The organism is Butyricicoccus pullicaecorum DSM 23266 (assembly GCF_900167005.1).
Classification (GTDB): domain Bacteria; phylum Bacillota; class Clostridia; order Oscillospirales; family Butyricicoccaceae; genus Butyricicoccus; species Butyricicoccus pullicaecorum.
This window is the reverse complement of the sequence record NZ_FUXW01000001.1, coordinates 752,645-776,241: the sequence shown is the minus strand read 5'-3', so window position 1 is coordinate 776,241 and position 23,597 is coordinate 752,645. Positions and strand designations below refer to the sequence as shown.

General features: G+C 53.8%; 21 protein-coding genes and 1 pseudogene. 20 read left to right on the top strand and 2 right to left on the bottom strand.

The annotated features are described in order from the left end of the window. The first annotated feature begins 24 nt into the window (after nt 1-24). Genes B5D52_RS03850 through B5D52_RS03820 form a run of 7 tightly spaced genes read left to right on the top strand, consistent with a single transcriptional unit; the run spans nt 25 to nt 6,972 of the window. Nucleotides 25-267 carry a DUF4315 family protein gene (locus tag B5D52_RS03850; RefSeq protein WP_002586542.1) on the top strand — a complete coding sequence of 81 codons (243 nt, stop codon included), beginning with the start codon at nt 25-27 and terminating at the stop codon, nt 265-267. Then, nucleotides 257-1,024: a DUF4366 domain-containing protein gene (locus B5D52_RS03845; protein WP_016147258.1), complete on the top strand. Its 768-nt coding sequence runs from the start codon at nt 257-259 to the stop codon at nt 1,022-1,024. The genes B5D52_RS03850 and B5D52_RS03845 overlap by 11 nt, the downstream gene beginning before the upstream one ends. After that, nucleotides 1,021-1,233, top strand: a complete 213-nt coding sequence (locus tag B5D52_RS16480; protein WP_002586544.1) for a hypothetical protein — start codon at nt 1,021-1,023, stop codon at nt 1,231-1,233. The genes B5D52_RS03845 and B5D52_RS16480 overlap by 4 nt, the downstream gene beginning before the upstream one ends. After that, nucleotides 1,214-3,331, top strand: coding sequence for a type IA DNA topoisomerase (locus B5D52_RS03835; protein WP_016147259.1), 2,118 nt, complete (start codon nt 1,214-1,216; stop codon nt 3,329-3,331). Before B5D52_RS16480 ends, B5D52_RS03835 begins: the two co-directional genes overlap by 20 nt. Continuing rightward, a complete protein-coding gene (locus B5D52_RS03830; protein ID WP_002586546.1) occupies nt 3,328-3,609 on the top strand; it encodes a hypothetical protein in 282 nt (93 codons plus the stop codon). The genes B5D52_RS03835 and B5D52_RS03830 overlap by 4 nt, the downstream gene beginning before the upstream one ends. 2 nt (nt 3,610-3,611) lie before the next feature. After that, complete coding sequence (locus tag B5D52_RS03825; protein ID WP_072847968.1) at nt 3,612-6,755, top strand: YodL domain-containing protein; 3,144 nt, start codon at nt 3,612-3,614, stop codon at nt 6,753-6,755. A 1-nt stretch (nt 6,756) separates the two neighbouring features. Beyond that, nucleotides 6,757-6,972 carry a transposon-transfer assisting family protein gene (locus B5D52_RS03820; protein WP_002586548.1) on the top strand — a complete coding sequence of 72 codons (216 nt, stop codon included), beginning with the start codon at nt 6,757-6,759 and terminating at the stop codon, nt 6,970-6,972. Nucleotides 6,973-7,549: 577 nt separating this feature from the next. On the opposite strand, the gene B5D52_RS16475 is transcribed toward B5D52_RS03820, so the two are convergent. Further along, nucleotides 7,550-7,834 (bottom strand): hypothetical protein, encoded by a 285-nt coding sequence (locus B5D52_RS16475; protein ID WP_173877572.1) that lies wholly within the window; start codon nt 7,832-7,834, stop codon nt 7,550-7,552. On the opposite strand from B5D52_RS16475, the gene B5D52_RS16470 reads away from it, so the two are divergent. The 10 genes and pseudogenes from B5D52_RS16470 to B5D52_RS03775 all read left to right on the top strand — a co-directional run bounded on the left by B5D52_RS16470 (nt 7,833) and on the right by B5D52_RS03775 (nt 20,623). Then, nucleotides 7,833-8,177, top strand: coding sequence for a TnpV protein (locus B5D52_RS16470; RefSeq protein ID WP_330366610.1), 345 nt, complete (start codon nt 7,833-7,835; stop codon nt 8,175-8,177). The genes B5D52_RS16475 and B5D52_RS16470 overlap by 2 nt on opposite strands. A 713-nt stretch (nt 8,178-8,890) precedes the next feature. Beyond that, a pseudogene (locus B5D52_RS16830) lies at nt 8,891-9,523 on the top strand (MutS N-terminal domain-containing protein); the annotation flags it as partial. 414 nt (nt 9,524-9,937) lie between these two features. Then, a complete protein-coding gene (locus B5D52_RS03815) occupies nt 9,938-15,676 on the top strand; it encodes an SNF2-related protein (protein WP_413813320.1) in 5,739 nt (1,912 codons plus the stop codon). A 1-nt stretch (nt 15,677) separates the two neighbouring features. Continuing rightward, the gene (locus B5D52_RS03810) at nt 15,678-16,484 is read left to right on the top strand and encodes a DUF3848 domain-containing protein (protein ID WP_016147262.1); all 807 of its coding nucleotides are present in this window, start codon (nt 15,678-15,680) and stop codon (nt 16,482-16,484) included. Beyond that, the gene (locus tag B5D52_RS03805) at nt 16,481-16,825 is read left to right on the top strand and encodes a plasmid mobilization protein (RefSeq protein WP_016147263.1); all 345 of its coding nucleotides are present in this window, start codon (nt 16,481-16,483) and stop codon (nt 16,823-16,825) included. Before B5D52_RS03810 ends, B5D52_RS03805 begins: the two co-directional genes overlap by 4 nt. A gap of 152 nt (nt 16,826-16,977) precedes the next feature. Continuing rightward, on the top strand, nt 16,978-17,283 hold the full coding sequence (locus B5D52_RS03795; protein ID WP_016147264.1) for a hypothetical protein: 306 nt from the start codon (nt 16,978-16,980) through the stop codon (nt 17,281-17,283). After that, nucleotides 17,280-17,591, top strand: coding sequence for a CD1845 family protein (locus B5D52_RS03790; protein ID WP_016147265.1), 312 nt, complete (start codon nt 17,280-17,282; stop codon nt 17,589-17,591). The genes B5D52_RS03795 and B5D52_RS03790 overlap by 4 nt, the downstream gene beginning before the upstream one ends. Before the next feature lie 105 nt (nt 17,592-17,696). Next, nucleotides 17,697-18,737: a PDDEXK nuclease domain-containing protein gene (locus B5D52_RS03785; protein WP_016147266.1), complete on the top strand. Its 1,041-nt coding sequence runs from the start codon at nt 17,697-17,699 to the stop codon at nt 18,735-18,737. Beyond that, nucleotides 18,730-19,149, top strand: a complete 420-nt coding sequence (locus B5D52_RS03780) for a hypothetical protein (protein ID WP_002586590.1) — start codon at nt 18,730-18,732, stop codon at nt 19,147-19,149. The genes B5D52_RS03785 and B5D52_RS03780 overlap by 8 nt, the downstream gene beginning before the upstream one ends. A gap of 58 nt (nt 19,150-19,207) precedes the next feature. Continuing rightward, the gene (locus tag B5D52_RS03775; RefSeq protein WP_016147267.1) at nt 19,208-20,623 is read left to right on the top strand and encodes a relaxase/mobilization nuclease domain-containing protein; all 1,416 of its coding nucleotides are present in this window, start codon (nt 19,208-19,210) and stop codon (nt 20,621-20,623) included. Nucleotides 20,624-20,846: 223 nt separating this feature from the next. Here B5D52_RS03775 and B5D52_RS03765 read toward each other — a convergent pair whose 3' ends face one another. After that, the gene (locus tag B5D52_RS03765; protein ID WP_016147268.1) at nt 20,847-21,203 is read right to left on the bottom strand and encodes a helix-turn-helix domain-containing protein; all 357 of its coding nucleotides are present in this window, start codon (nt 21,201-21,203) and stop codon (nt 20,847-20,849) included. A 264-nt stretch (nt 21,204-21,467) separates the two neighbouring features. On the opposite strand from B5D52_RS03765, the gene B5D52_RS03760 reads away from it, so the two are divergent. From B5D52_RS03760 to B5D52_RS03750, 3 genes are all read left to right on the top strand, one after another. After that, on the top strand, nt 21,468-22,157 hold the full coding sequence (locus B5D52_RS03760) for a response regulator transcription factor (protein ID WP_016147269.1): 690 nt from the start codon (nt 21,468-21,470) through the stop codon (nt 22,155-22,157). After that, nucleotides 22,154-23,185, top strand: a complete 1,032-nt coding sequence (locus B5D52_RS03755) for a sensor histidine kinase (RefSeq protein WP_016147270.1) — start codon at nt 22,154-22,156, stop codon at nt 23,183-23,185. Before B5D52_RS03760 ends, B5D52_RS03755 begins: the two co-directional genes overlap by 4 nt. A gap of 123 nt (nt 23,186-23,308) precedes the next feature. Continuing rightward, entirely contained in the window at nt 23,309-23,569 is a 261-nt protein-coding gene (locus B5D52_RS03750) for a hypothetical protein (RefSeq protein ID WP_016147271.1), read from the top strand. Nucleotides 23,570-23,597: the final 28 nt, after the last annotated feature.

The window sequence follows — 23,597 nt, the reverse complement described above, 5'->3', positions numbered from 1 at the left end:
ATCTTTTGATAGGAGTGATTGATTATGGCTACGAAAATTGAACGCATTGACCGGGAAATTGCGAAAACCCGTGAGAAGATCGCAGAGTATCAGGAAAAGCTGAAAACGCTGGAAGCGCAGAAAACTGAAGCGGAAAATCTGGAGATCGTCCAGATGGTGCGCGCTATGCGTATGACCCCTGAGCAGTTAAGCGCCATGCTGTCCGGCGGCACGCACCCCGGTATGGCTGTCCATGACGAACGGGAGGACACCGCCCATGAAGAATAAGAGAATTTTTAAGACCCTTTCCGCCCTCTGCGCCGCACTGGTGCTGATGGGCGGTTTTTCTGTCACCGCTTTTGCCCAGGGAACGGAGCAGCCCCCGGCAGAGGATGCCACCAACGATGAAGATGTGGTGGTGGAGGAAACCGAGGACAGCCCTGCCCTGACCCCGGAGGGCAACGTTGCCCTGGTGGACGATTTCGGCGGCAACAAGCAGCTCATTACCGTCACCACCAAGGCGGGCAACTATTTTTATATCCTCATTGACCGGGCCAACGAGGACAAGGAAACCGCCGTCCATTTCTTAAATCAGGTGGACGAGGCCGACCTGATGGCGCTGATGGAGGACGGGCAATCCGCCGAGAAACCGCCCGCTGTCTGCAACTGCACGGAAAAATGTGAAGCCGGTGCAGTCAACACCAAATGCGAGGTGTGCAGTACGGACATGACCGGCTGTACCGGCAAGGAACCGGAGCCGGAAACACCGGAGGAACCTGCGAAGCCTGAGAAAAAAGAATCCGCAGGACTAAACCCGGCTGTCCTGCTGCTGGTGCTGGCTGTGATGGGCGGCGCTGCCTTTGCCTACTTCAAATTTATTAAGGGTAAAGCCAACCACAAAAACAGCAGCAATCCAGACGATTATGACTATGAGGACGGCGAGGAACTGCCGGACGAGGAAGACATCGAACTGGAGGACGAGGAATCGGACGAGCTGGACTCTGACAGGGGCGGCGGTGAAGAAAGTGAGGATGAGACCCCATGACCCGGTTTACCGACAGCCCCTATGAACGCATGATGACACGCAGGCCGGAGGGCGGGAAGGACACTTCCCGTCCTCTCTCTTTACCCAAAAGCCACCCCTGTTATGGCTGTGGGAATTATGGGCAGCCCTGCGTGGGAGTCTGCCATCGTGAGATGGAACGATGGCTCAAGAAAAGGAGGAAAACAAACCATGAAGCTGGTAATCGCTGAAAAACCGTCTGTTGCCCAAAGTCTGGCCACCGTGATCGGCGCGACTGTCCGCAAGGACGGCTATCTGGAAGGAAACGGCTGGCGGGTCAGCTGGTGCGTGGGGCATCTGGCTGGGTTGGCCGATGCCGATGTATATAACCCGGACTATGCCAAGTGGCGCTATGACGATCTGCCCATCCTACCGGAGCATTGGCAGATGGTGGTGGGCAAAGACAAAAAGAAACAGTTTGCTGTCCTGAAACAGCTGATGAACGCCCCGGACGTGACCGAGGTGGTAAACGCCTGCGATGCCGGACGCGAGGGTGAGTTAATTTTCCGCAGCGTCTATGAGCTGGCGGGATGCCAAAAACCCATGAAGCGGCTCTGGATTTCCTCAATGGAGGACTCCGCCATCCGGGAGGGCTTTGCGAACCTGCGCCCCGGTGCGGACTATGACGGTCTGCATCAGGCGGCCCTCTGCCGCGCCAAGGCAGACTGGCTGGTTGGTATCAACGCCACAAGACTGTTTTCGGTGCTGTACCACCGCACTTTGAATATTGGGCGCGTCATGTCCCCGACGCTGGCCCTCATCGTTCAGCGGGAAGCCGAGATCGACACCTTCAAGCCGGTTCCGTTTTACACGATAGTCCTGGAGCTACCTGAGTTTTCCGTTTCCGGGGAACGCATGGCGGATAAGGCTGCCGCCGAGCAGCTGAAAACTGCCTGTCAGGGTGCGGATGTGACGGTCAAAAAGGTGGAGCGCAAGGACAAATCCGAGAAGCCGCCCGCCCTCTATGACCTGACTACCCTCCAACGGGATGCCAACCGATTGTTGGGATATACGGCCCAGCAAACGCTTGATTATCTGCAAAACCTGTATGAAAAGAAGCTCTGCACCTATCCCCGCACAGACAGCCGCTATCTGACTTCGGATATGGCAGAGGGATTGCCGGTGCTGGTCAATCTGGTTGCCAACGCCATGCCGTTTCGCAAAGGGATCGCCATTTCCTGTGATGCCGGTGCGGTCATCAACGACAAAAAAGTGACCGACCACCATGCAGTGATCCCCACCCGCAATCTCCAAAACGCCGACCTGTCCAGTCTGCCGGTGGGTGAACGGATGATTTTGGAACTTGTAGCCTTGCGCCTGCTGTGCGCGGTGGCGGAACCGCATACTTACTCAGAAACTGCTGTCACCGTGGAGTGTGCCGGTGCGGAGTTTACCACCAAGGGCAAAACGGTGAAGCGCCCCGGCTGGCGGGCGCTGGACGCTGCCTACCGTGCTGCGCTGAAAAATGCGGAGCCGGACAAGGAAACCGAGGACAAGGCCCTGCCGGACGGAGGCCGTCTGCCAGAACTGTCCGAGGGTCAGACGCTGCACCTTTCCGGCGCTACCGTCAAGGAGGGCAAAACCAGCCCGCCCAAACACTTCACCGAGGATACGCTGCTTTCCGCGATGGAAACTGCCGGGAAAGACGATATGCCGGAGGATGCGGAGCGTCAGGGTTTAGGAACCCCGGCCACCCGCGCCGGGATTCTGGAAAAGCTGGTGTCCACCGGCTTTTTGGAGCGAAAAAAGAGTAAGAAAGCTGTGCAGCTCATGCCATCCAAAGATGCGGTGTCCCTGATTACCGTTCTGCCGGAACAGCTGCAATCGCCCCTGCTGACCGCTGAATGGGAACACCGTTTAAGCGAGATCGAGCGCGGCGAGCTGTCCCCGGAGGACTTCATGGGCGGGATCTGTGCCATGCTCCGGGAGTTGGTGAGAACCTATCAGGTCATCAAGGGGACTGAGTACCTGTTCACGCCGCCCCGCGAAGTGGTGGGCAAATGCCCCCGCTGCGGCGGTGATGTGGCGGAACTGCAAAAAGGGTTCTTCTGCCAGACAGAATCCTGCAAATTTGCCATCTGGAAAAACAACAAATGGTGGGCAGCCAAGAAAAAGCAGCCTACCAAGGCACTGGTGACAGCACTGCTCAAGGATGGCCGTACAAGGATCACCGGCTGCTATTCCGAAAAGACCGGCAAGACCTATGATGCCACAGTGGTTCTGGAGGACGATGGGCGGTACGCCAACTTCAAGCTGGAATTTGACCGGCAGAAAGGCGGTGCAAAATGAAGCTCTCCCTTTATGAACAGGAAACCATTCTCCTCTACAACCAGGCCGAGGACACCGCCGAAGTTTATACCCATGACCGGAAACTGATGGTGAAGCTGACCCGCCTTTCCCAAAAGCACCCGGAACAGGTTTGTAAAAAGGATAAGCACAATTTTACAGTTCCCAAACGCTGTGTGTCCGTCCGGGAGCCATACAGCGCCGAGCGCCGCAAGGCTGCCAGTGAACGGGCCAAGGCTGCCGGGTACAGGCCGCCCATCCCCAAATCGAAATCTGATTGACGATGGGCGCAAATGTATTTGAGACGGTCAAGCAGTCTGTCACCATTCGGGAAGCCGCAGAACGATATGGGATTGAGGTCAGACGGAACAGCATGGCCTGCTGCCCCTTTCACGATGACAAAAATCCCAGCATGAAGCTGAACGAGGAATATTTCTACTGTTTCGGCTGCGGAGCCACCGGCGATGTGATAGACCTGACCGCCCGGATCTACAACCTGTCCCCAAAGGAAGCCGCCGAGAAGCTGGCGCAGGATTTTGGCCTTATCTATGACAGTCAGGCCCCTCCCCGGCGGAACTATGTCCGGCAGAAAACCGAGGCGCAGAAGTTTCAGGAGAGCCGGGACCATGCCTTTCGGGTTTTGGCGGACTATTTCCATCTGCTCCGTAAGTGGGAAACGGGCTACACACCCAAAACACCGGTGGAACCCATGCACCCCCGTTTTTTAGAGGCGGTGCAGCAAAAGGATTATATCGGCTATCTGCTGGATTCTTTTCTGGAGGACAGCCCAGAGGAACAAAAGCTGTGGATCGCTGAACATCAATCAACAATCGCTAATTTAGAGAGGAGAGTGAACATCATGGCTGATAAGCCCACCAACCGGGAACGGTTGCAGGAAATCACGGCGGGTATCGAACAGGGCATCAAGGAGCTGTTCGAGAGCGAAAAGTATATACGCTATCTGTCCGTTATGTCCAAGTTCCACCGTTATTCGGTCAACAACACCATGCTCATCTATATGCAGAAGCCGGAAGCTACGCTGGTGGCCGGGTTCAACAAGTGGAAAAACCAGTTTGAGCGCCATGTGAAAAAGGGTGAGCATGGCATCACCATCATCGCCCCCACGCCCTACAAAAAGAAAATCGAGGAAATGAAGCGAGACCCGGACACCCATGCCCTCATTCTGGATGCAGACGGCAAGGCAGTTATGGAGGAAAAGGAAATCGAAATCCCCATGTTTCGCCCGGTCAAGGTGTTTGATGTGAGCCAGACGGACGGCAAGCCCCTGCCGGAACTGGCTTCTTCCCTGTCCGGGACGGTTCCGCACTATGAAGCGTTTCTGGAGGCAGTGCGGCGCTCTGCCTCGGTTCCCATCGAGTTTGAGGCGATGGCCGCCAACACGGACGGCTATTTTTCACCCGACCGCCAGCGCATCGCCATCCGGGAAGGCATGAGCGAGGTGCAGACCGTTTCTGCTACTGTTCACGAGGTTGCACACAGCAAGCTCCATGACCGGCAAAAGATACAGGAAACTTCCGCTGCCGGAGACAATGCTTCTGACCAGCCAAAACCCAAAGACCGCAACACAGAAGAAGTTGAAGCAGAAAGTATTTCCTATGCAGTCTGCCAGTATTTTGGCATCCAGACCGGCGAGAACAGTTTCGGTTATATCGCTTCCTGGAGCAAGGACAAGGACCTGAAAGAATTACGGGCCAGTCTGGAGACCATCAACAAGACTTCCTGCGAGCTGATTAACGACATCGAGCGCAACTACAAGGAAATCTGCAAGGAGCGCGGCATTGACCTGAACGCCCAGAAAAAAGAAACTGTTCCGGTGGTTCTGCCGCCAGCAAGAGAACAGGCAGAGTCCTTTGCCCGCGAATATGTCTTGTATGCACAGGCAATTCGTGTCGAAACCCTTTCAGAAACAGAGATTCAGGCGCAAATTACCCAATACACGGATAAAATCCTGCACCATGACATCGCGGATATGGTTCTCTTTTTGGAGGAACAGAAACAGGCAAAATGGGAACGGGACGAAGAAATGGAGATGGCTCTGGACAATGGCGCTGCCCCGGATGCCGATAACAGCAATTTTGTGGACCCGGAACATCTTTCCGCACAGCTTGCGTCTCTCTATCGCACAGAGTATCAGGAGATTTCCGCCAATGCGGAACATTCCCCGCAGGAACTGTCAGAACCCGCCGAGGCTCTGTTTCTTCTGAACGATGCCACCTATCTGCACATTCAGCCGTGCGATACCGGCTGGGACTATACCCTCTATGACAAAGAAACCATGAAAGAACTGGACGGCGGCCAGCTGGATACCCCGGAACTGTCCCGTTCCGCCGCTGTCCGGCAGATTTGTGAGGGGCTGGAACTGGAAAATCCGTCTGTTCAGGATGCCCCGCTGTCTATGATTGAGACCTTGCAGGATGCAGCCTGTCAGCAGATGCAGGAACAGGTCAGCCAGCAGACCGCAGAAACTGCCGACACCCAGCTGCCGGATGCTCAGGAACAGTCTTTGGATGAGTACCCCATGCCCGACAGCGAAGTATCTGTTTCGGATATGCAGGGATACGGCTACTTTTACGATGGGATGCTGCCTGTCACCAGAGAACGGGCGCTGGAACTGGACGCTGCCGGGTTGACCGTCTATATCCTCCATGAAGATAACACGGAAAGCATGGTGTTTGACACCGAGGAAATCATGGAGCATGGCGGACTTTTCGGCGTGGAACACGAGGAATGGGAGCAAAGTCCGGCGTTCCATGAAAAGGTGCTGGAACGGCAGGACCGGCAGCTGGAACGGGAGCAGGCGTTTCTCTCCCATGAGGGCAGCTGCTTTGCCATTTATCAGGTGAGCCGGGATGATCCGCAGAATGTGCGGTTTATGAATCTGGACTGGCTGCAATCGCACAATCTGGCCGTGGATCGAAACAATTATGACTTAATCTACACTGCCCCGCTGAACGGTTCCGGCAGCACTATGGAGCAGTTGGAAACGCTGTATGAACAGTTCAACCTGCAAAAGCCGGTGGATTTTCACAGCCCGTCCCTGAGCGTCAGTGACATTGTTGCCATCAAGCAGGACGGTAAGGTATCCTGTCATTACTGCGACAGCGTTGGTTTCACCGAGATTCCCGGATTCCTGCCGGACAATCCGCTGAAAAATGCGGAAATGATGCTGGAGGATGACTACGGCATGATCGACGGCATCATCAACAACGGCCCAAAAGAGCCGACCGTGGCGCAGCTGGAACAGCAGGCCCGCAGCGGCCAGCCTATTTCCCTCATGGATTTAGCGGAAGCTGTCCACCGGGAGGAACGGGACAAGAAAAAGTCCGTCATGGAGCAGCTGAAAAGCCAGCCCCGGACGGAACACAAAAAGACAGCGCCTAAAAAGAGCGCGGAAAGGGAGCTTTGATATGGGAAACTTTACTTTTGAAGAAATGAACCTGATGTGCATTTACAACACCGACAGCCGCACCGGACTGATGGAGGCTCTGACCGAGATGCGCGGCGAACTTTCGCCGGAGGAAACGGAACTGCGAGAATTGACGGACAGCGCCCTGATGAAGCTCCAGGCTATGAGCGATGCCGAGTTTGCCCAGCTGGAACTGTACCCGGATTTTGATGAATAAGCATTTCATAAACACCCAACGGGGCGGCGCAAAATGCCGCCCCATTTCCATTTAACACGAAGGGAGGACAACAACCATGCCATCCAAAACAGAATTTTACCGGCAGATGGCCGACCATGTGGCAACCCAGCTCACCGGCAGCTGGCAGGAGTGGGCGGGGTTTCTGACCACCGCTGCCCGCCTTTACAAGTATCCATTCCATGAACAGCTGCTGATCTATGCCCAACGCCCCGACGCTACCGCCTGTGCGGAGTATGATTTATGGAATGAAAAAATGGGCCGCTATGTGCGCCGTGGCTCCAAGGGTATCGCCCTGGTGGACGATTCCGGTGACAGGCCCCGGCTGCGCTATGTGTTTGACGTTTCTGACACCGGGACCCGCGAACATTCCCGCACTCCCTGGCTGTGGAAGATGAAGGAAGCGTATCAGGAGCCTGTGTCTGCCATGCTGGAGCGTAACTACGAGGTCAGCGGCGATAATCTTGCCCAGCAGCTGGAGGCAGTGGCTCACAAGCTGGCGGGCGAATACTGGAACGAGCATCGTCAGGACTTGCTCTATATCGTTGACGATTCCTTTTTAGAGGAATATGATGAATTTAACATCGAAGTACAGTTTAAGGCAGCCGCTACCGTCAGCATTTCCTACGCCCTGATGTCCCGCTGCGGATTGAAGCCGGAACGCTATTTTACCCACGAGGACTTTATGGCGATTTTCGACTTCAACACCCCGGCCACCATCGGTGCGCTGGGAACGGCGGTCAGCCAGATCAATCAACAGGTGCTGCGGCAGATCGGCGTTACCATCCGAAATTATGAGCGCGAACAACTCGCGGAAAGGAGCAATCACCATGAAGAATCCCATGAACTACATCCAGAACGGCGATTACCTGATTCCCGACCTGAAGCTGAGCGAACAGCCGACGAAGCCCCTGGGCAAGTACGGCAGGATGCGGAAAGCATACCTGAAGGAACACCGTCCCATCCTCTACAACCAGCTGCTGATGAGCGAGAAGCTGTACCCGCACCTCATCGAGATCGACGAGACCGCACAGAGCCGTCTGGAGCAGATGATGCCCCAGCTGGCGAAAGACGCGGGCGCGACGGAGCAGCTGAAAGCCAGCGACCCCATGAAGTGGGTGGGCCTGATGAACACCTGCAAGGCACAGGCCGAGGAGATTCTGATGGCGGAGCTTATTCACAGCTGAGTTTCTTCCTCTCCGAAAACGAACAAATCCGAATCATAGACGAAGCAGAGAATGTGAAAACATCCTCTGCTTTTTCTTTTGCCCAGGCGGATATTGACCATGTGCTGCGGCTGGGCGGCAACACGGACCGCCAGAGGGAGCGTGTGGTTGCAGCCTTTGAAAAGCAGAAAACCACCGCCGAAATCGCAGACATTCTGAAAAATCTGTATCACGGCGGCAACGGGATCGGCAGCGTCACCGCATGGTATGCCGAGGACGGCATCCATCTTTCCCACGGCAAAACAGCCCGTTACGACAAGTCCGCCCAGGTCATTTCCTGGGAGAGCGCCGCCGAGCGTATCGGCCAGCTTTTGCAGGATGGCCAGTTTGCCGCCAAGGTGGAGCTGACCGAGGCGGCAGGCTATGAACGCTCCCTCCTTGCGGAAAAGTTCTGGAATCTGTACCACGATTTCAGCGAGGAAGCCAGAGAAGCCGGGTATCTGCCCAGCCTCGCAGGTAATCCGGGTCGTGGTTTCCCGGAGGAATCCGCATGGCTTGCCGAACAGCTGAACCGCCCGGAGTTTCGCCAGACCCTTGCGGAAGAATACGCCGCCTTCTGGACGGCCTACCAGCAGGACCGGGAGTTGCTGCGCTTCCACTACCACAAACCGAGAGAGATTTGGGAAAACCTGAAAGACCTGTCCCTGCCCCGCACTGCCTTTACCTCTCAGCTGATGGAAGTACCTGCGGTCAAGCAGTTCATCACAGAGGACGAGATCGACGCAGCCATGACCAGAGGCAGCGGATTTGAAAGTGGTAAAGGCCGGATTTTCACCTTTTTCCAGAACCCCCATACGGACAAAGAAAAGGTGGATTTTCTCAAGAATGAGTACGGCACTGGCGGCCACTCTCACGCCCTGTCCGGCGCTGGGGGCAGCTGGGAAGATCACGATGGAAAAGGTCTGCACTACAAAAAGGATGGCTGCCCGGATGTGCATTTCACATGGGAGAAAGTCGCCAAGCGGATTACCGATCTGATTCAAAAGGGCCGCTATCTCACCGAACAGGAACAGGCGGAGTACGACAAAATCCAGGAAGAAAAGGCCCTGGCGGAAGAAGATGCCCTGCAAGCCCAGCAGCCGCCCCCGGAGATATGGGAATACAACGGGGTCAAGGAGCGTCACCCGGATGATATGGTTTTGTATCAAATGGGCGATTTCTTTGAGCTGTACGGCGAGGATGCCAAAACCGCCGCTGCGGAGCTGGGATTCAACCTTACAACCCGCGCTATCCCCGGCGGTGGCCGTGTGGAAATGTGCGGCTTTCCGGCAAACCGGCTGGAACAGGTTGTGGAACAGCTGCGGGATCGGCATGATGTGACCATTTCCGCTGTCCCGGAGGGCGGTAGGGAGCGTCAGGAATATTCCATGCCCTCCATCGACCATGAGGCGGAACAGGCCATCGACGCTCAGGAAGCGGAGTTTGGCGCAGACGGAATCAGAGTGTTCCAGGAGACCGAAGCAGCAGCCCCTACGATCCGGGAGTTGCATGAGAAATACAAGCCCATTGTACTTGCCGCCGTTATGGAGGATGTACCATACCGCAACGCCTGCGGTCACAGCGACCGCGAAAATGCTGTGATTGAGGGCAATGCCGCGATTCGTCGTGCCATCCTTGGCTCCAGTGATTTGGAGCTGATTCGGCTCTATTCCGATGTGCTGGTGTTCCGTCAGCGCCTGCACCGGGAAATTATTGACGAGACCTATCCACGGCTCCATGAAATGCTGCGTCCTCTCTCACAGGATGATATTGATGATGCCATCCGTGCATGGAATGGTGATATTCAGAGCAAACACGCTGTTGTCCGCTACATGGAAAAGCATGGACGGGAAAAAGATACCGCCGCATGGCTGGCTCAGGAATACAGCGGCAGTGACAGCAAGAGCCTGTTTGTGATCCGCGCCGGAAGTCCGGAGGGAATTGAGCTGCCCTGGCCCAAGGTGCAGCGCAGGATTGCCCAGCTCATCAAGGAGGATCGGTTCTACACCGAAGCGGAACAGGACCGGTTTGACAACATCGACCCCATCGCCATCCGGGAGGCGCTGGCCGAGCGCGGCATTGTGAATGGCGAGCTGGTGGACGAAGAAAAGCTGGACAATGACCCATTCATTCAGCGCGTGATGGCGGATGTGGAGCAGATTGCCGCTGAAGAACAGGAGCAGTCGAACCAACCGCTTTCCGATGCTGAGTATGCCCGTCACAACCTAATTCCCGGCGAGACCACCTTTGCATTGGATGGGCGCACTTTCCGGGTCAGCAAGCTGGAGCCGGATGTTGGCCGGGTGGAACTTCAAGATGTGACCTTTGCAAATGCGGTGGGATTCCCCATCTTCCGGGTGGAACCGATTTCAGTAATCCGTCAGCATTTGGAGCAGGAACCAGAGCCGCCCACGCCTACCACAGAGCCAGAAAAAACTCTGGATGAAGTGCTGGACGAACACCCCGTTTCCATTCAGGTAAACGGCGAGTGGCAGACCTTCCCCAATGTCAAAGCTGCCGAGGAAGCCTCTTATGAGGAATACAAGGCCAACCTGCGCCGCACCACTGAGAATTTCCTTATTACCGACGATCACCTGGGCGAAGGCGGTCCGAAAGCCAAGTTTCAGGCCAACATCACGGCAATCAAGCTGCTGAAATATTTGGAGGAAACCACCGGGCAGGCAACACCGGAACAGCAGAAAATCCTATCCCGGTATGTAGGCTGGGGCGGTCTTGCCGATGCCTTTGACCCGGAGAAACCCGCATGGGCTGCGGAATATGCTCAGCTGAAGGAGCTGCTGACCCGGTCGGAATACGCTGCCGCCAGAGGTTCCACTCTCAATGCCCATTACACCAGCCCTACGGTCATCAAAGCAATTTATGAAGCCGTAGGACGCATGGGATTTGAGACCGGCAACATTCTGGAGCCGTCCTGCGGTGTGGGCAATTTCTTCGGTATGCTGCCGGAGAAAATGCGAAACAGCCGTCTGTACGGCGTGGAGCTGGATTCCATCAGCGGGCGTATTGCAAAACAGCTCTATCCCAAGGCCGACATCACCGTGGCCGGGTTTGAAACCACCGACAGGCGGGATTTCTACGATCTGGCGGTGGGTAATGTTCCGTTTGGTCAGTATCAGGTTCGGGACAAAGCCTATGATAAGCTGAATTTTAACATCCACAACTACTTTTTTGCCAAGGCGCTGGACCAGGTGCGTCCGGGCGGCGTGGTGGCCTTTGTCACCAGCCGCTACACGATGGATGCCAAGGATTCCACTGTGCGCCGGTATCTTGCCCAGCGCGCCGAGCTGCTGGGAGCCATCCGTCTGCCCAATGACGCTTTCAAGAAAAACGCTGGTGCCGAGGTGGTTTCAGACATCATTTTCCTGCAAAAGCGTGACCATCCACTGGACATCGTACCGGAATGGACGCAGACCGGACAGACGCAGGATGGATTTGCCATTAACCGCTACTTCCTGGACCACCCGGAAATGGTGCTGGGCCGACAGGAACCGGAAAGCACCGCTCATGGCATGGACTACACCGTGAATCCCATCGAGGGGCTGGAGCTTGCCGATCAGCTGCATGATGCCGTGAAGTACATTCACGGCACTTACCAGGAGGCCGAGCTGCCAGAGCTGGGCGAGGGCGAAGCCATCGACACCTCTATCCCCGCCGACCCCAATGTGAAAAACTACTCCTACACCGTGGTGGACGGCGCTGTATATTTCCGTGAAAACAGCCGCATGGTACGGCCTGACCTGAATGCCACCGCCGAAGTCCGTGTGAAAGGGCTGGTGGGTCTGCGGGAATGTGTCCAGCAGCTCATTGACCTGCAAATGGACGCTGCCACACCGGACAGCGCCATCCGGGATAAACAGGCTGAACTGAACCGGCTCTATGACAGCTTTTCCGCAAAATATGGTCTTATCAATGACCGGGCGAACCGACTGGCCTTTGCCGATGATTCCAGCTACTATCTGCTCTGCGCGCTGGAAGTCATTGACGAGGACGGAAAGCTGGAGCGCAAGGCGGATATGTTCACCAAGTGTACCATCAAGCCACACAAGGCGGTGGAAACCGTGGATACCGCCAGTGAAGCCCTTGCCGTCTCCATCGCGGAGAAAGCCTGTGTGGATATGGCGTATATGTCGGAGCTGACTGGCAAGACCAGCGACGAACTGGCCGCCGAGCTGCAAGGCGTGATCTTCCGTGTGCCGGGACAGTTGGAGAAAGACGGCACACCACATTATGTGACTGCCGACGAATACCTGTCCGGCAATGTACGCCGTAAGCTGCGTCAGGCACAGCGGGCAGCACAGCAGGACCCGTCCTTTGCCGCCAATGTGGAAGCCCTTACCGCTGCCCAGCCCAAAGACCTGGACGCTTCGGAAATTGAGGTGCGTCTGGGCGCAACCTGGATCGACAAAGAGTACATCCAGCAGTTTATGTACGAGACCTTTGATACCCCGTTTTATATGCAGCGGAATATCCAGGTCAACTACACCCCGTTTACAGCAGAGTGGCAGATTACCGGCAAAAGCTCTGTAAGCCAGAACAATGTGGCAGCCTATACCACCTACGGAACCAGCCGCGCCAATGCCTACAAGATTTTGGAGGATTCCTTAAACCTGCGGGATGTCCGTATCTATGACACTGTGGAGGACGCGGACGGCAAAGAGCGCCGGGTGCTGAACGCCAAGGAGACCACCCTGGCAGCCCAAAAACAGCAGACCATCCGGGACGCTTTCAAAGACTGGATTTGGAAAGACCCGGAACGCCGTCAAGCTCTGGTACGCCAGTACAACGAGGAAATGAACTCCACCCGCCCCCGTGAGTATGACGGCAGCCATATTGTTTTTGGCGGCATGAACCCGTCCATTACCCTGCGGGAACATCAGCTGAACGCTATCGCCCATGTGATGTACGGCGGCAATACGCTGCTGGCACACGAGGTAGGCGCGGGCAAAACATTTGAAATGGTGGCTGCCGCTATGGAGAGTAAGCGTCTGGGGCTGTGCCAGAAATCCCTCTTTGTTGTGCCGAATCACCTGACCGAGCAGTGGGCTTCGGAGTTTCTGCGGCTCTATCCCTCCGCCAATATCCTTGTCACCACCAAAAAGGACTTTGAGACCCACAACCGCAAGAAGTTCTGTGCCCGGATTGCCACCGGTGACTATGACGCTATCATCATGGGCCATTCCCAGTTCGAGAAAATCCCCATCAGCCGAGAGCGTCAGGAACGGCTCCTTCAGGAGCAGATCGACGAGATCACCGAGGGCATTGCCGAGGTGAAGTACAGCGGCGGTGAGCGTTTCACGGTCAAGCAGTTGGAACGCACCAAGAAGTCCCTGGAAGCCCGGCTGGAGAAATTGCAGGCCGAGAGCCGCAAGGACGATGTGGTGACATTCGAGCAGCTGGGCGTTGATCGGCTGTTCGTGGATGAGGCACACAACTACAAAAACTTGTTTTTATACACCAAAATGCGGAATGTGGCAGGTCTCTCCACCAGCGATGCCCAAAAGTCCAGCGATATGTTTGCGAAGTGTCGCTATATGGACGAGATCACCGGCAACCGAGGGGTTATCTTTGCCACCGGCACTCCGGTCAGCAACTCCATGACTGAGCTTTACACCATGCAGCGGTATCTCCAGTATGACCGCCTGCAAGAACTGAACATGACCCATTTCGATTGCTGGGCCAGCCGTTTCGGAGAAACCGTCACGGCGCTAGAACTGGCTCCGGAAGGAACAGGCTACCGGGCAAGGACACGGTTTTCCAAGTTCTTTAACCTGCCGGAGCTGATGAACCTGTTCAAAGAGGTGGCGGACATCAAAACCGCCGACCAGCTGAACCTGCCCACCCCGGAGGTAGAATATCACAACATTGTGGCCCAGCCTACCGAACACCAGAAAGAGATGGTGAAAGCACTCTCCGAGCGCGCTTCCGAAGTACACAGAGGCAGTGTGGACCCGTCGGTAGATAATATGCTCAAAATCACCTCGGATGGTCGCAAGCTGGGACTGGACCAGCGTATCATCAACCAACTGCTCCCCGATGAACCGGGAACCAAGGTCAATCAGTGCGTGGACAACATCATGAAGATCTGGCAGGATGGGGACGCGGATAAATTGACCCAGCTGGTGTTCTGCGACATTTCCACGCCCCAGGCAGCCCCATCCAAAAAGGCAGCCAAACAGCTGGACAATCCGCTGCTTCACGGGTTGGAAGAAGCAATCCCACTGGATGAGCCGGAGCCTGCTTTTACCATCTATGAGGACATCCGCCAGAAGCTCATCGCCCAGGGGATGCCTGCCGAGCAGATCGCCTTTATCCACGAAGCCAATACAGAGGTACGGAAAAAGGAACTGTTCTCCAAGGTCCGCACCGGGCAGGTGCGTGTCCTATTAGGAAGCACTGCCAAAATGGGCGCTGGAACCAATGTGCAGGACCGCCTTGTGGCGCTCCATGATTTGGACTGCCCGTGGCGGCCCGGAGACCTTGCCCAGCGAAAAGGACGCATTGAGCGACAGGGCAACAAAAACCCCTTGGTCCATGTGTACCGCTATGTCACGGAGGGAACTTTTGACGCTTATCTCTGGCAGACGGTGGAGAACAAACAGAAATTCATCAGCCAGATTATGACCAGCAAAAGCCCGGTTCGTTCCTGCGATGATGTGGACGAAACGGCGCTTTCCTTTGCCGAGATTAAGGCCCTGTGTGCCGGAGACCCCCGTATCAAGGAGCGCATGGATTTGGATGTGGAGGTTGCCAAGCTGAAGCTGATGAAAGCCGACCACCAGAGCAAGCAGTACCGTCTGGAGGACCAGCTGCTCAAATACTTCCCGCAGGAAATTGAAACCAACAAGGGGTATATCCAGGGCTTTGAAGCCGATTTGGAAACACTGGCTGCCCACCCACACCCAGAGGACAGCTTTGCCGGTATGGAGATCCGGGGCGATGTGCTGACCGACAAAGAAAATGCCGGTGCAGCCCTGCTGGATGCCTGTAAGGAGGTCAAAACCTCCGATCCGGTGCAGATCGGCAGTTACCGGGGATTCACTATGTCGGTGGAATTTCAAGCGTGGAAACAGGAATATACGCTCCTGCTGAAAGGGCAAATGACCCATCGGGCAACCCTGGGTACAGACCCACGCGGCAACCTAACCCGTATCGACAATGCACTGGCGCAAATGCCCCAGCGTCTGGAAGCGGTCAAAAACCAGCTGGAGAACCTTTACCAGCAGCAGGCCGCAGCCAAGGAGGAAGTAGGAAAGCCTTTCCCCTTTGAGGACGATCTGCGGGTCAAGTCCGCCCGTCTGGTGGAACTGGACACGCTGCTGAACATTGACGGCAAAGGACAATCTACGCCGGAAACCGTAGTTGCCAAAAGCACGCGGCCTTCGGTGCTGGACAGCTTGAAGCGCCCGGTGCCGCCCCGCAGCCCTGAAAAGAAACCGAAACAACACGAGGAGGTACGATAACATGAATACCAACGATCTGAATACGGCTCTCTATGAAAAGATGACCGCTGAACAGGACAACTACCGGGACTGGCTGAAAAGCCAGCCCCCGGAGGAAATCCTGCACCATACCTATGAGTACACGGTCCGGGAGGACATCGTGATGGCGATGGAGCAGCTGGAACTGACCGACGCACAGGCCCAGGCGCTTTTGGATTCTCCCTCGCCGCTGGCAGATGTGTACCGCTATTTTGAAAAGCTGGAGACCGGCTACATGGATGTGATCCGGGACAGCATTGAAAACCGGGCGGATGATGTGTGCAGGGCGCAGGAAGAATTACGGACTGCCCCTCTCTACCCCCATTCTGCCGCCTATGCGTCCGAGCATGGAGAGATGGCACAATATAACCGTTCTTATCAGGCAAACAGCGCCTGCAAAGAAGCCATTGAACAGGCCATCAGCGCTCACTATGCAGAGAACCGGCTGGATACGGAGGCGGCGGTCAAAGATGTGCTGGAAAAGTTCGGGACGGAACGGGTACAGTTTATTCTTGCCAGCACCATCCAGCATAAAAACCACGATGGGCGTATCTCTCAGGACAATAAAGCCTGGGCAAAAACCATTCCCATGCCGGAGGACAGCGGCGCTTCCCGCCACTGTGCCTATCTGGTTGTGGATGGGGTCAATCCCGGTCTGACCGATCTGTTTATCAGGCAGGCCAGAAAAACTATGCAGGAACAGCAGAAAAGCTCTGTCCTGCAAAAACTCAGACAGGAACCGCCTGTCCGCAAGCCTGCCGCCCCGAAGAAACGGGAGCCGGAGCGATGAGCAGCCAAAAGCGCAAGCGGGATGTGCCGGTTCTGTTTTGGGTATCCGCTGATGAAATGGAGTTGATTCAACAGAAAATGGCGCAGTTTGGGACAAAAAACCTGAGCGCCTATCTGCGGAAAATGGCTGTGGACGGCTATGTGGTGCAGCTGGATTTGCCGGAACTGAAAGAACTGGTATCCCTGTTGAGCCGGAGCAGCAACAACTTAAACCAGCTGACACGCAAGGTACATGAGACTGGGCGGATTTATGATGCCGACCTGGAGGATATATCCCAGCGGCAGGAACAGTTATGGGACGGCGTTAAGGAGATACTGACCCGGCTCTCCAAACTTTCGTAACCGGGACAAATACCCCATCTGCGGAGGGAGGAACGGCGTTCTTTTCGCCGCGCCTTCCTCCGTTTTTTCTTTTGCCCGTATCCTTGCCTTTTGGCTGTACCGGCAGGATAATATGGATAGAAAACAGATTGCCGCAAAGGAGTTGAGAATAGATGAAAACCTTTGAAAAAGTGTTGGAGATATTTCGGGATTATCTGGACTGTGATCTGGAAGAAGAAGTCCTCCCTTGCAGGAATGGGTATCTCCGCGTAACATGGAATGGGGATTCCCGCTATTGTGTGGACGGACTTCTCAGCCGGACACCGGATGAGCTGTTTGAAGTGCTGCTTTCCGATTATAGCGGCTACGAGGTGATGAAGCGGACCAAAGGCCGCCGGGAAGTAACGGAAGAAGATGAAAGGCAGGCGGAACTTCTTTGCCAGAGCTTTCGGAAACAATGGGAGGAGGAAGAAACATGAGGGCGATCTGGTTCATTCTGAAACTGCTGTTGAAAATTTTAGCGGCTCCGGTGATTCTGGCGCTGACCCTGTTCGTTTGGATTTGTGTAGGGATCGTCTATGTCTCCGGTCTGGTGCTGGGGCTTATCAGCATGGTAATCGCCCTGCTGGGCGTGGCGGTTCTGCTGACCTGTTCCCTGCAAAACGGCATTATCCTGCTGGTGATGGCATTTCTTATCAGTCCGTTTGGTCTGCCAATGGCTGCTATCTGGCTGCTGGGCAAGGTACAGGACTTGAAGTTTGCCATTCAGGATTTGGTTTATGGATAAAATATGCCACTGATGTTATTTTACTTTCCCTAAAAAATAGGATATACTATATAAGAATATATTCTGCCGCCGAGTGCGGATAGTTTTAGATAAAGGAGGGCGTGTATGGAAAATCAATTAACGCCAAACAACTCCATGATTTTGGAAATCCGAGAGCTGCTGGAGAATGCCAGAAAAAATGTTGCACAACAGGTTAATACGCAGCTTTTGACAACCTATTGGAACATTGGCCGGATTATCGTGGAGTATGAACAGCAAAATCAGATTCGCGCAGATTATGGAAAACAAACATTAAGGGAACTTTCCAAAGAGCTGACACGGGAATTTGGAAAAGGTTTTTCTCGTTCTAATTTGCAAAATATGCGGGCATTTTATCTTGCTTATGAAAAATGCCAGACAGTGTCTGGCAAATTGTCCTGGTCTCATTACTGTGAACTTTTGAGTATTACGGATGAGAACAAACGCAGCTTTTACGAGAAAGAATCTATCAATTCGGGCTGGTCAGTTCGGGAGCTGAAACGGCAGATTGACAGCTCGCTGTATGAACGGCTGCTACTTTCCAGCGGAGATGTGAATAAAGAAAAGGTTCTCTCTCTGGCGCAGAAAGGGATTGAAATCAATCAGCCAGCTGACATCATCCGTGATCCCTATGTGTTTGAGTTTTTGGGTGTGCCGGAGAACAAACCCATATTGGAAAGCGATTTGGAAAAAGCTCTTGTCGTACAGATTGAAAAGTTTCTTTTGGAACTTGGACGGGGCTTCATGTTTGTTGGAACCCAGCAGCGCGTGACCCTGAACAATACCCACTACTATGTGGACATGGTATTTTACAACAAAATTCTCCGTGCTTATGTACTGATTGAACTGAAAACGAAAAAACTGACACCAGAGGCTGCCGGTCAGCTCAATATGTACTTAAACTACTATGCGGCAGAAGTCAACGACCCTGACGATAACCCGCCTATCGGTATTATCCTCTGTACGGAAAAAGACAGCATCGCGGCGGAATATGCCTTGGGCGGTCTGTCCAACAATATCTTCGCATCCCGGTATGTTCTCTATATGCCGGACAAGGAACAGCTGATTGCTCAGGTAGAGGCTGTCTTGAAAAACTGGCACGAAAAGAAAGATAACTGCCATGACTGAAAAAGAACTGATTGGAAAAGTACATTCAGCGGTCTATCATCAATGCCAGCGCCGTGGTTATGCGACTCCGGTAGATGTACTGATGGAGGTCGGTGTCTTACCAAAACAGAAATATGAGGACTGGCGGTTTGGGCGGGTTGATTATCTGGAACGGGTATGTACTGTCAATCTGCGCAAACTCTCATTCATCATGCACCAGATGCGGGTGTACGCACAGAAAACTGGCTTAAAACCCTCCTTCTGTTACTACAAGCAGTGGGGTGTAAAAAAGAAAAATGGGCAGGGACATAAGCCGGTGATTCCGCTGCGGTTCAGCAAAAGCGGAAATCTGGAAATTGAGAAATGGTATGCAACTCATTTTGTGGATACCAAACGGATTGCAGTCTTAAAAGCACAGCAGCCAAAAATTTAGATTAACCAAAGGACAGCTCACACAGCTGTCCTTTTCTTTTGGAAAGGAGGTTCCCTCTGTGGCAACCACACGCATCATGCCGCTGCATATCGGCAAGGGCCGCACCGAAAGTCAGGCAATCAGCGACATTATTGATTATGTGGCAAATCCGCAAAAGACCGACAACGGAAAACTAATTACCGGCTATGGCTGTGACAGCCGGACCGCCGATGCAGAGTTTCTGCTGGCAAAGCGGCAGTACATCGCCGCCACCGGGCGGGTGCGCGGTGCGGACGATGTGATCGCTTACCATGTGCGCCAATCGTTCAAACCCGGTGAGATTACCCCGGAGGAAGCCAACCGCCTGGGCGTGGAATTTGCCAAGCGGTTCACCAAGGGCAATCACGCCTTTGTGGTCTGCACTCACATAGACAAATCGCACATCCATAATCACATCATCTGGTCGGCGGTCAATACGGATTGTGACCGAAAATTCCGCAACTTTTGGGGCAGCACCAGAGCCGTCCGACGCTTGAGCGATACCATCTGTATCGAGAACGGATTGTCCATTGTGGAGGACCCGAAACCCCACGGAAAAAGCTACAACAAATGGCTGGGCGATCAGGCCAAGCCCTCCCATCGGGAGCAGCTGCGGGTGATGATTGACCGTGCGCTGGAGCAGAAACCGGCGGACTTTGATGCGCTGCTGAAGCTGCTTTCGGAAATGGGCTGTGAAGTATCCCGGCGCGGGAAAGCGATCCGGCTCAAAGCACCCGGCTGGAAGAATGTAGCCCGCATGGATGACAAGCTGGGGGCCGGGTACAGTGAAGCAGAAATCCGTGCGGTGCTGGCCGGAGAAAAACAGCATACACCTCGTAAAAAATCCACCGTGCAGCCGGAGCCGCCCAGGGTCAATCTGCTGGTGGACATTCAGGCAAAATTACAGGCTGGGAAAGGCTCTGGGTATGCACGCTGGGCCAAGGTTTTTAACCTGAAACAGATGGCGCAGACTGTAAATTTTCTTACCGAACATCAGCTGCTGGACTATGCGGAGTTGGCAGAAAAAGCGGCGGCAGCTACCGCCCACCACAACGAACTGTCGGCGCAGATCAAGGCGGCGGAGAAACGCATAGCGGAGATCGCCGTCCTGCGAACTCATATCATCAACTATGCCAAGACCCGCGAGACCTATGTAGCCTACCGGAAAGCTGGTTACTCCAAGAAATTCCGCGAGGAACATGAGCAGGAAATCCTGCTCCATCAGGCAGCCAAAAATGCCTTTGACGAGATGGGTGTGAAGAAGTTGCCCAAGGTTAAGGACTTGCAAGCTGAGTATGCCAAACTGCTGGAGGAAAAGAAGAAAACCTACGCCGAGTACCGGCGTTCCCGTGAAGAAATGCGGGAGCTTTTGACGGCCAAAGCGAATGTGGACCGGCTGCTGAAAATGGACGAGGAACAGAAAAAGGAACAGGAAAAAGACCACGGCCAGCGGTGAGCCGGTCATGGTCCAAAGCGTTCGCAGAACGCGCAGCCACAGAATGAATTTCTGTGTTCAAAGGGGTTTGGGGGCGCTGCCCTCAACAAGCAAAGCGGAGGGGAAAATCACGGCAGGATTTTTCCCTCTGCGGGCCGAGTGTATTAACACCGGCATTGCTTGCCACTTTCTTGCTGATACAAAAACAGCCAGCGAGAGAAACTTCCAAGTTTCACTCACTGGCCTATTCTTTTTCAAGTTTCTTAGAAATTTCCTTTAGTTCCTCCGCAAATCCACGAGTATGGCTCAACAAGGTTTCCCGCATCTCTGGCGGACAGTTCAGATAGAGCAGCTTCATCTCATTTTGCCCAGCTTCATCTGGTGTCAGCTCCGGCCTGATAAGAGAGTCGAGAGAAAAGTGCAGAACCTTCGCTAATGTTTTCATAATCAGGTAGGATGGATTTCTTCTGCCTTTCTCAATATCGGCAATTTCTTTAATTGAAATATGCGATTCATCTGCCAGTTGCTGCTGTGTGAAATTTTTTTCTTTTCGTGCAGCTCGAAGCATATCCCCCAATATGGTTAATTCATCAATCGGCATTATCATTCACCTCAATAATATTGTATCGTTCCGGATTCATTTAAGGAATAACCTTATATTGCCGGTAAATAGGTATGATTATGCCGATTTTTGATAGGGAGACAGCTTTATATACTTGTTGCAGGCAAAAGAATAAGGTATGATAAAGTGGTAAGTATCTTAATATGAGGAGAAAATGAAAAACTTTTTTGATTCTTAGGACATTTCTGCAACATTTCAGTTTTAAGATAAGTGATACAGACGAAAAAGAGAGGAAGTGAACGCATGAGAAAGATACTGATCGTGGAGGACGACATTCTCCTGAACCGGACGCTGGGATACAATCTGGCGTCTGATGGATATGAAATCACAGCGGCCTATAACCACAAGGACGCTGTTTCCCATTTGAAGGAAACCGAGTTTGATGTTGCGCTCCTGGACATCAATCTGCCGGATGGCAGCGGTCTTGACCTTTGCGAAGAAATCCGGGAGCGAGGCCAGCACACCTACATTATTTTCATCACTGCCAACGACAAGGAAAGCGATATGCTCAAAGGCTATGAAGCAGGCGGCGCGGACTATGTGACGAAGCCTTTTTCGGTGACAGTGCTGTGCAGGAAGGTGGCGGCGGTCTTTGCCAATCTGGAACTACGCACGCCCCGGCACGATCTGTTTGACGATGGCTTTCTGAAAATCGACTTTTCCGAGCAGCGGGCGTCCCTTGCCGGAGAGCCGCTGGACTTCACTCCAAAGGAATACCGCACCCTGTTCCTGTTCGTGAAGAACCCCCGGATTATCCTGACCAAGCGGCAGATTTTAGAGAAGCTGTGGGACATTGACGGAGATTTTGTGGACGAGCATACCCTGACCACCATCATTAGCCGTATCCGCAAAAAAATCGAAACAGACGAACATAAGTATATCAAGACAGCCTATGGCATGGGCTATCAGTGGATCGGCGGTGAGCAGGCATGAAGCTGGAAAATTTATCTGTCAAAAAGTTTCTGCGGCTCATTACGGTTGGCCTGCTGGCCACCTCTTTCCTGGTGCTGCTGGGCTTGTTTCTGGTTACGAAAAACCTGCGGGTGGTTTTGTACGGCGGGCTGCTGACCGCTGTGTTTCTGGTATGGGGCGGGATCTTCCTGCACTACTTTCAAAAGAAACTGACCCTGTTCACCGACAGCCTGTGCCGGACGCTGGACGACATGATGGACAGCGCCGCACGGCCGGAAATGGACTATGAAGCGGAAACGCTGCTGGCGAGGATCAGCCACCGCCTGGAACGGCTCTACAACATCATGCAGAAAGACCGGAACACGGTCGCAAAGGAAAAGGCCGATCTCCAATCTCTGCTGTCGGACATTTCCCACCAGACCAAGACCCCCATTGCCAATCTGAAAATGCTCAATGAAACCATGTTGACCCGTCCGATCTCGGAGGAACAGCGGCGGGAGTTTTTGCAGGCAACCGGCAGCCAGCTTGACAAGCTGGACTTTCTGATTCAGGCAATGGTGAAAACTTCCCGGCTGGAGGCCGGTGTGATTACACTGGAGAAAAAGGATGCTTTAATTGAGGAAACGCTGGTGAACGCCATCAACGGGATTCTGGCTCCGATGGAGAAGAAGAACATTGAACTGACCGTAGATTGCCCGGAAGGACTGACCATTTCCCATGACAGCCGCTGGACTTCCGAGGCTCTGTTCAATCTGCTGGACAATGCGGTGAAGTACACGCCTGCTGGCGGCAGCATCCATGTGTCCGTTCAGAATTGGGAAATGTACTGGAAAATTGATGTGACCGACACAGGCCGGGGCATCCCGGAACAGGAACAGGCCACGATCTTCAAGCGGTTTTACCGGGAAGAAGCGGTGCATGAGGTGGATGGCATCGGCATTGGCTTGTATCTGGCCCGTGAGATCATCACCATGCAGGGCGGGTATATTCTGGTGACTTCCGAAGTTGGAAAAGGTTCCACCTTTTCGGTGTTCCTGCCACAAGAGTAATCAAGCGGCGGCCTGTGCAGGCTGCCGCTTTTTTCAAAAAATTTTTATGCTATTTGGATTTTAGGACATTTCTGCAACATTTGGGAGGTAGGCTTTTCTCAAACGATGAGAGGAGAAAGTCACATGGCTATCACAAGAACATTGATTTTCAATGCGATTCTGCTCTGCCTGCCGCCTATAATTGTTCTGGGTGTTTTCAAGTTCTTCTTTGTCCAGCATATCCGATGGGCAGCTGGAATAGTGGCATTGATTGATGCTGCTGTCTTTCAGACACAGCTATTCTATTATGAGAGCATCTGGCTTGTGCTGTTCTTTTTGGTGATTCAACTGGCAATTACCGGCTTGCTTTCCGTTTGGCTTTACAAAAAATACGGCCAAACATGAATTGTCCTAAAATTGAAGCAATTCGCCG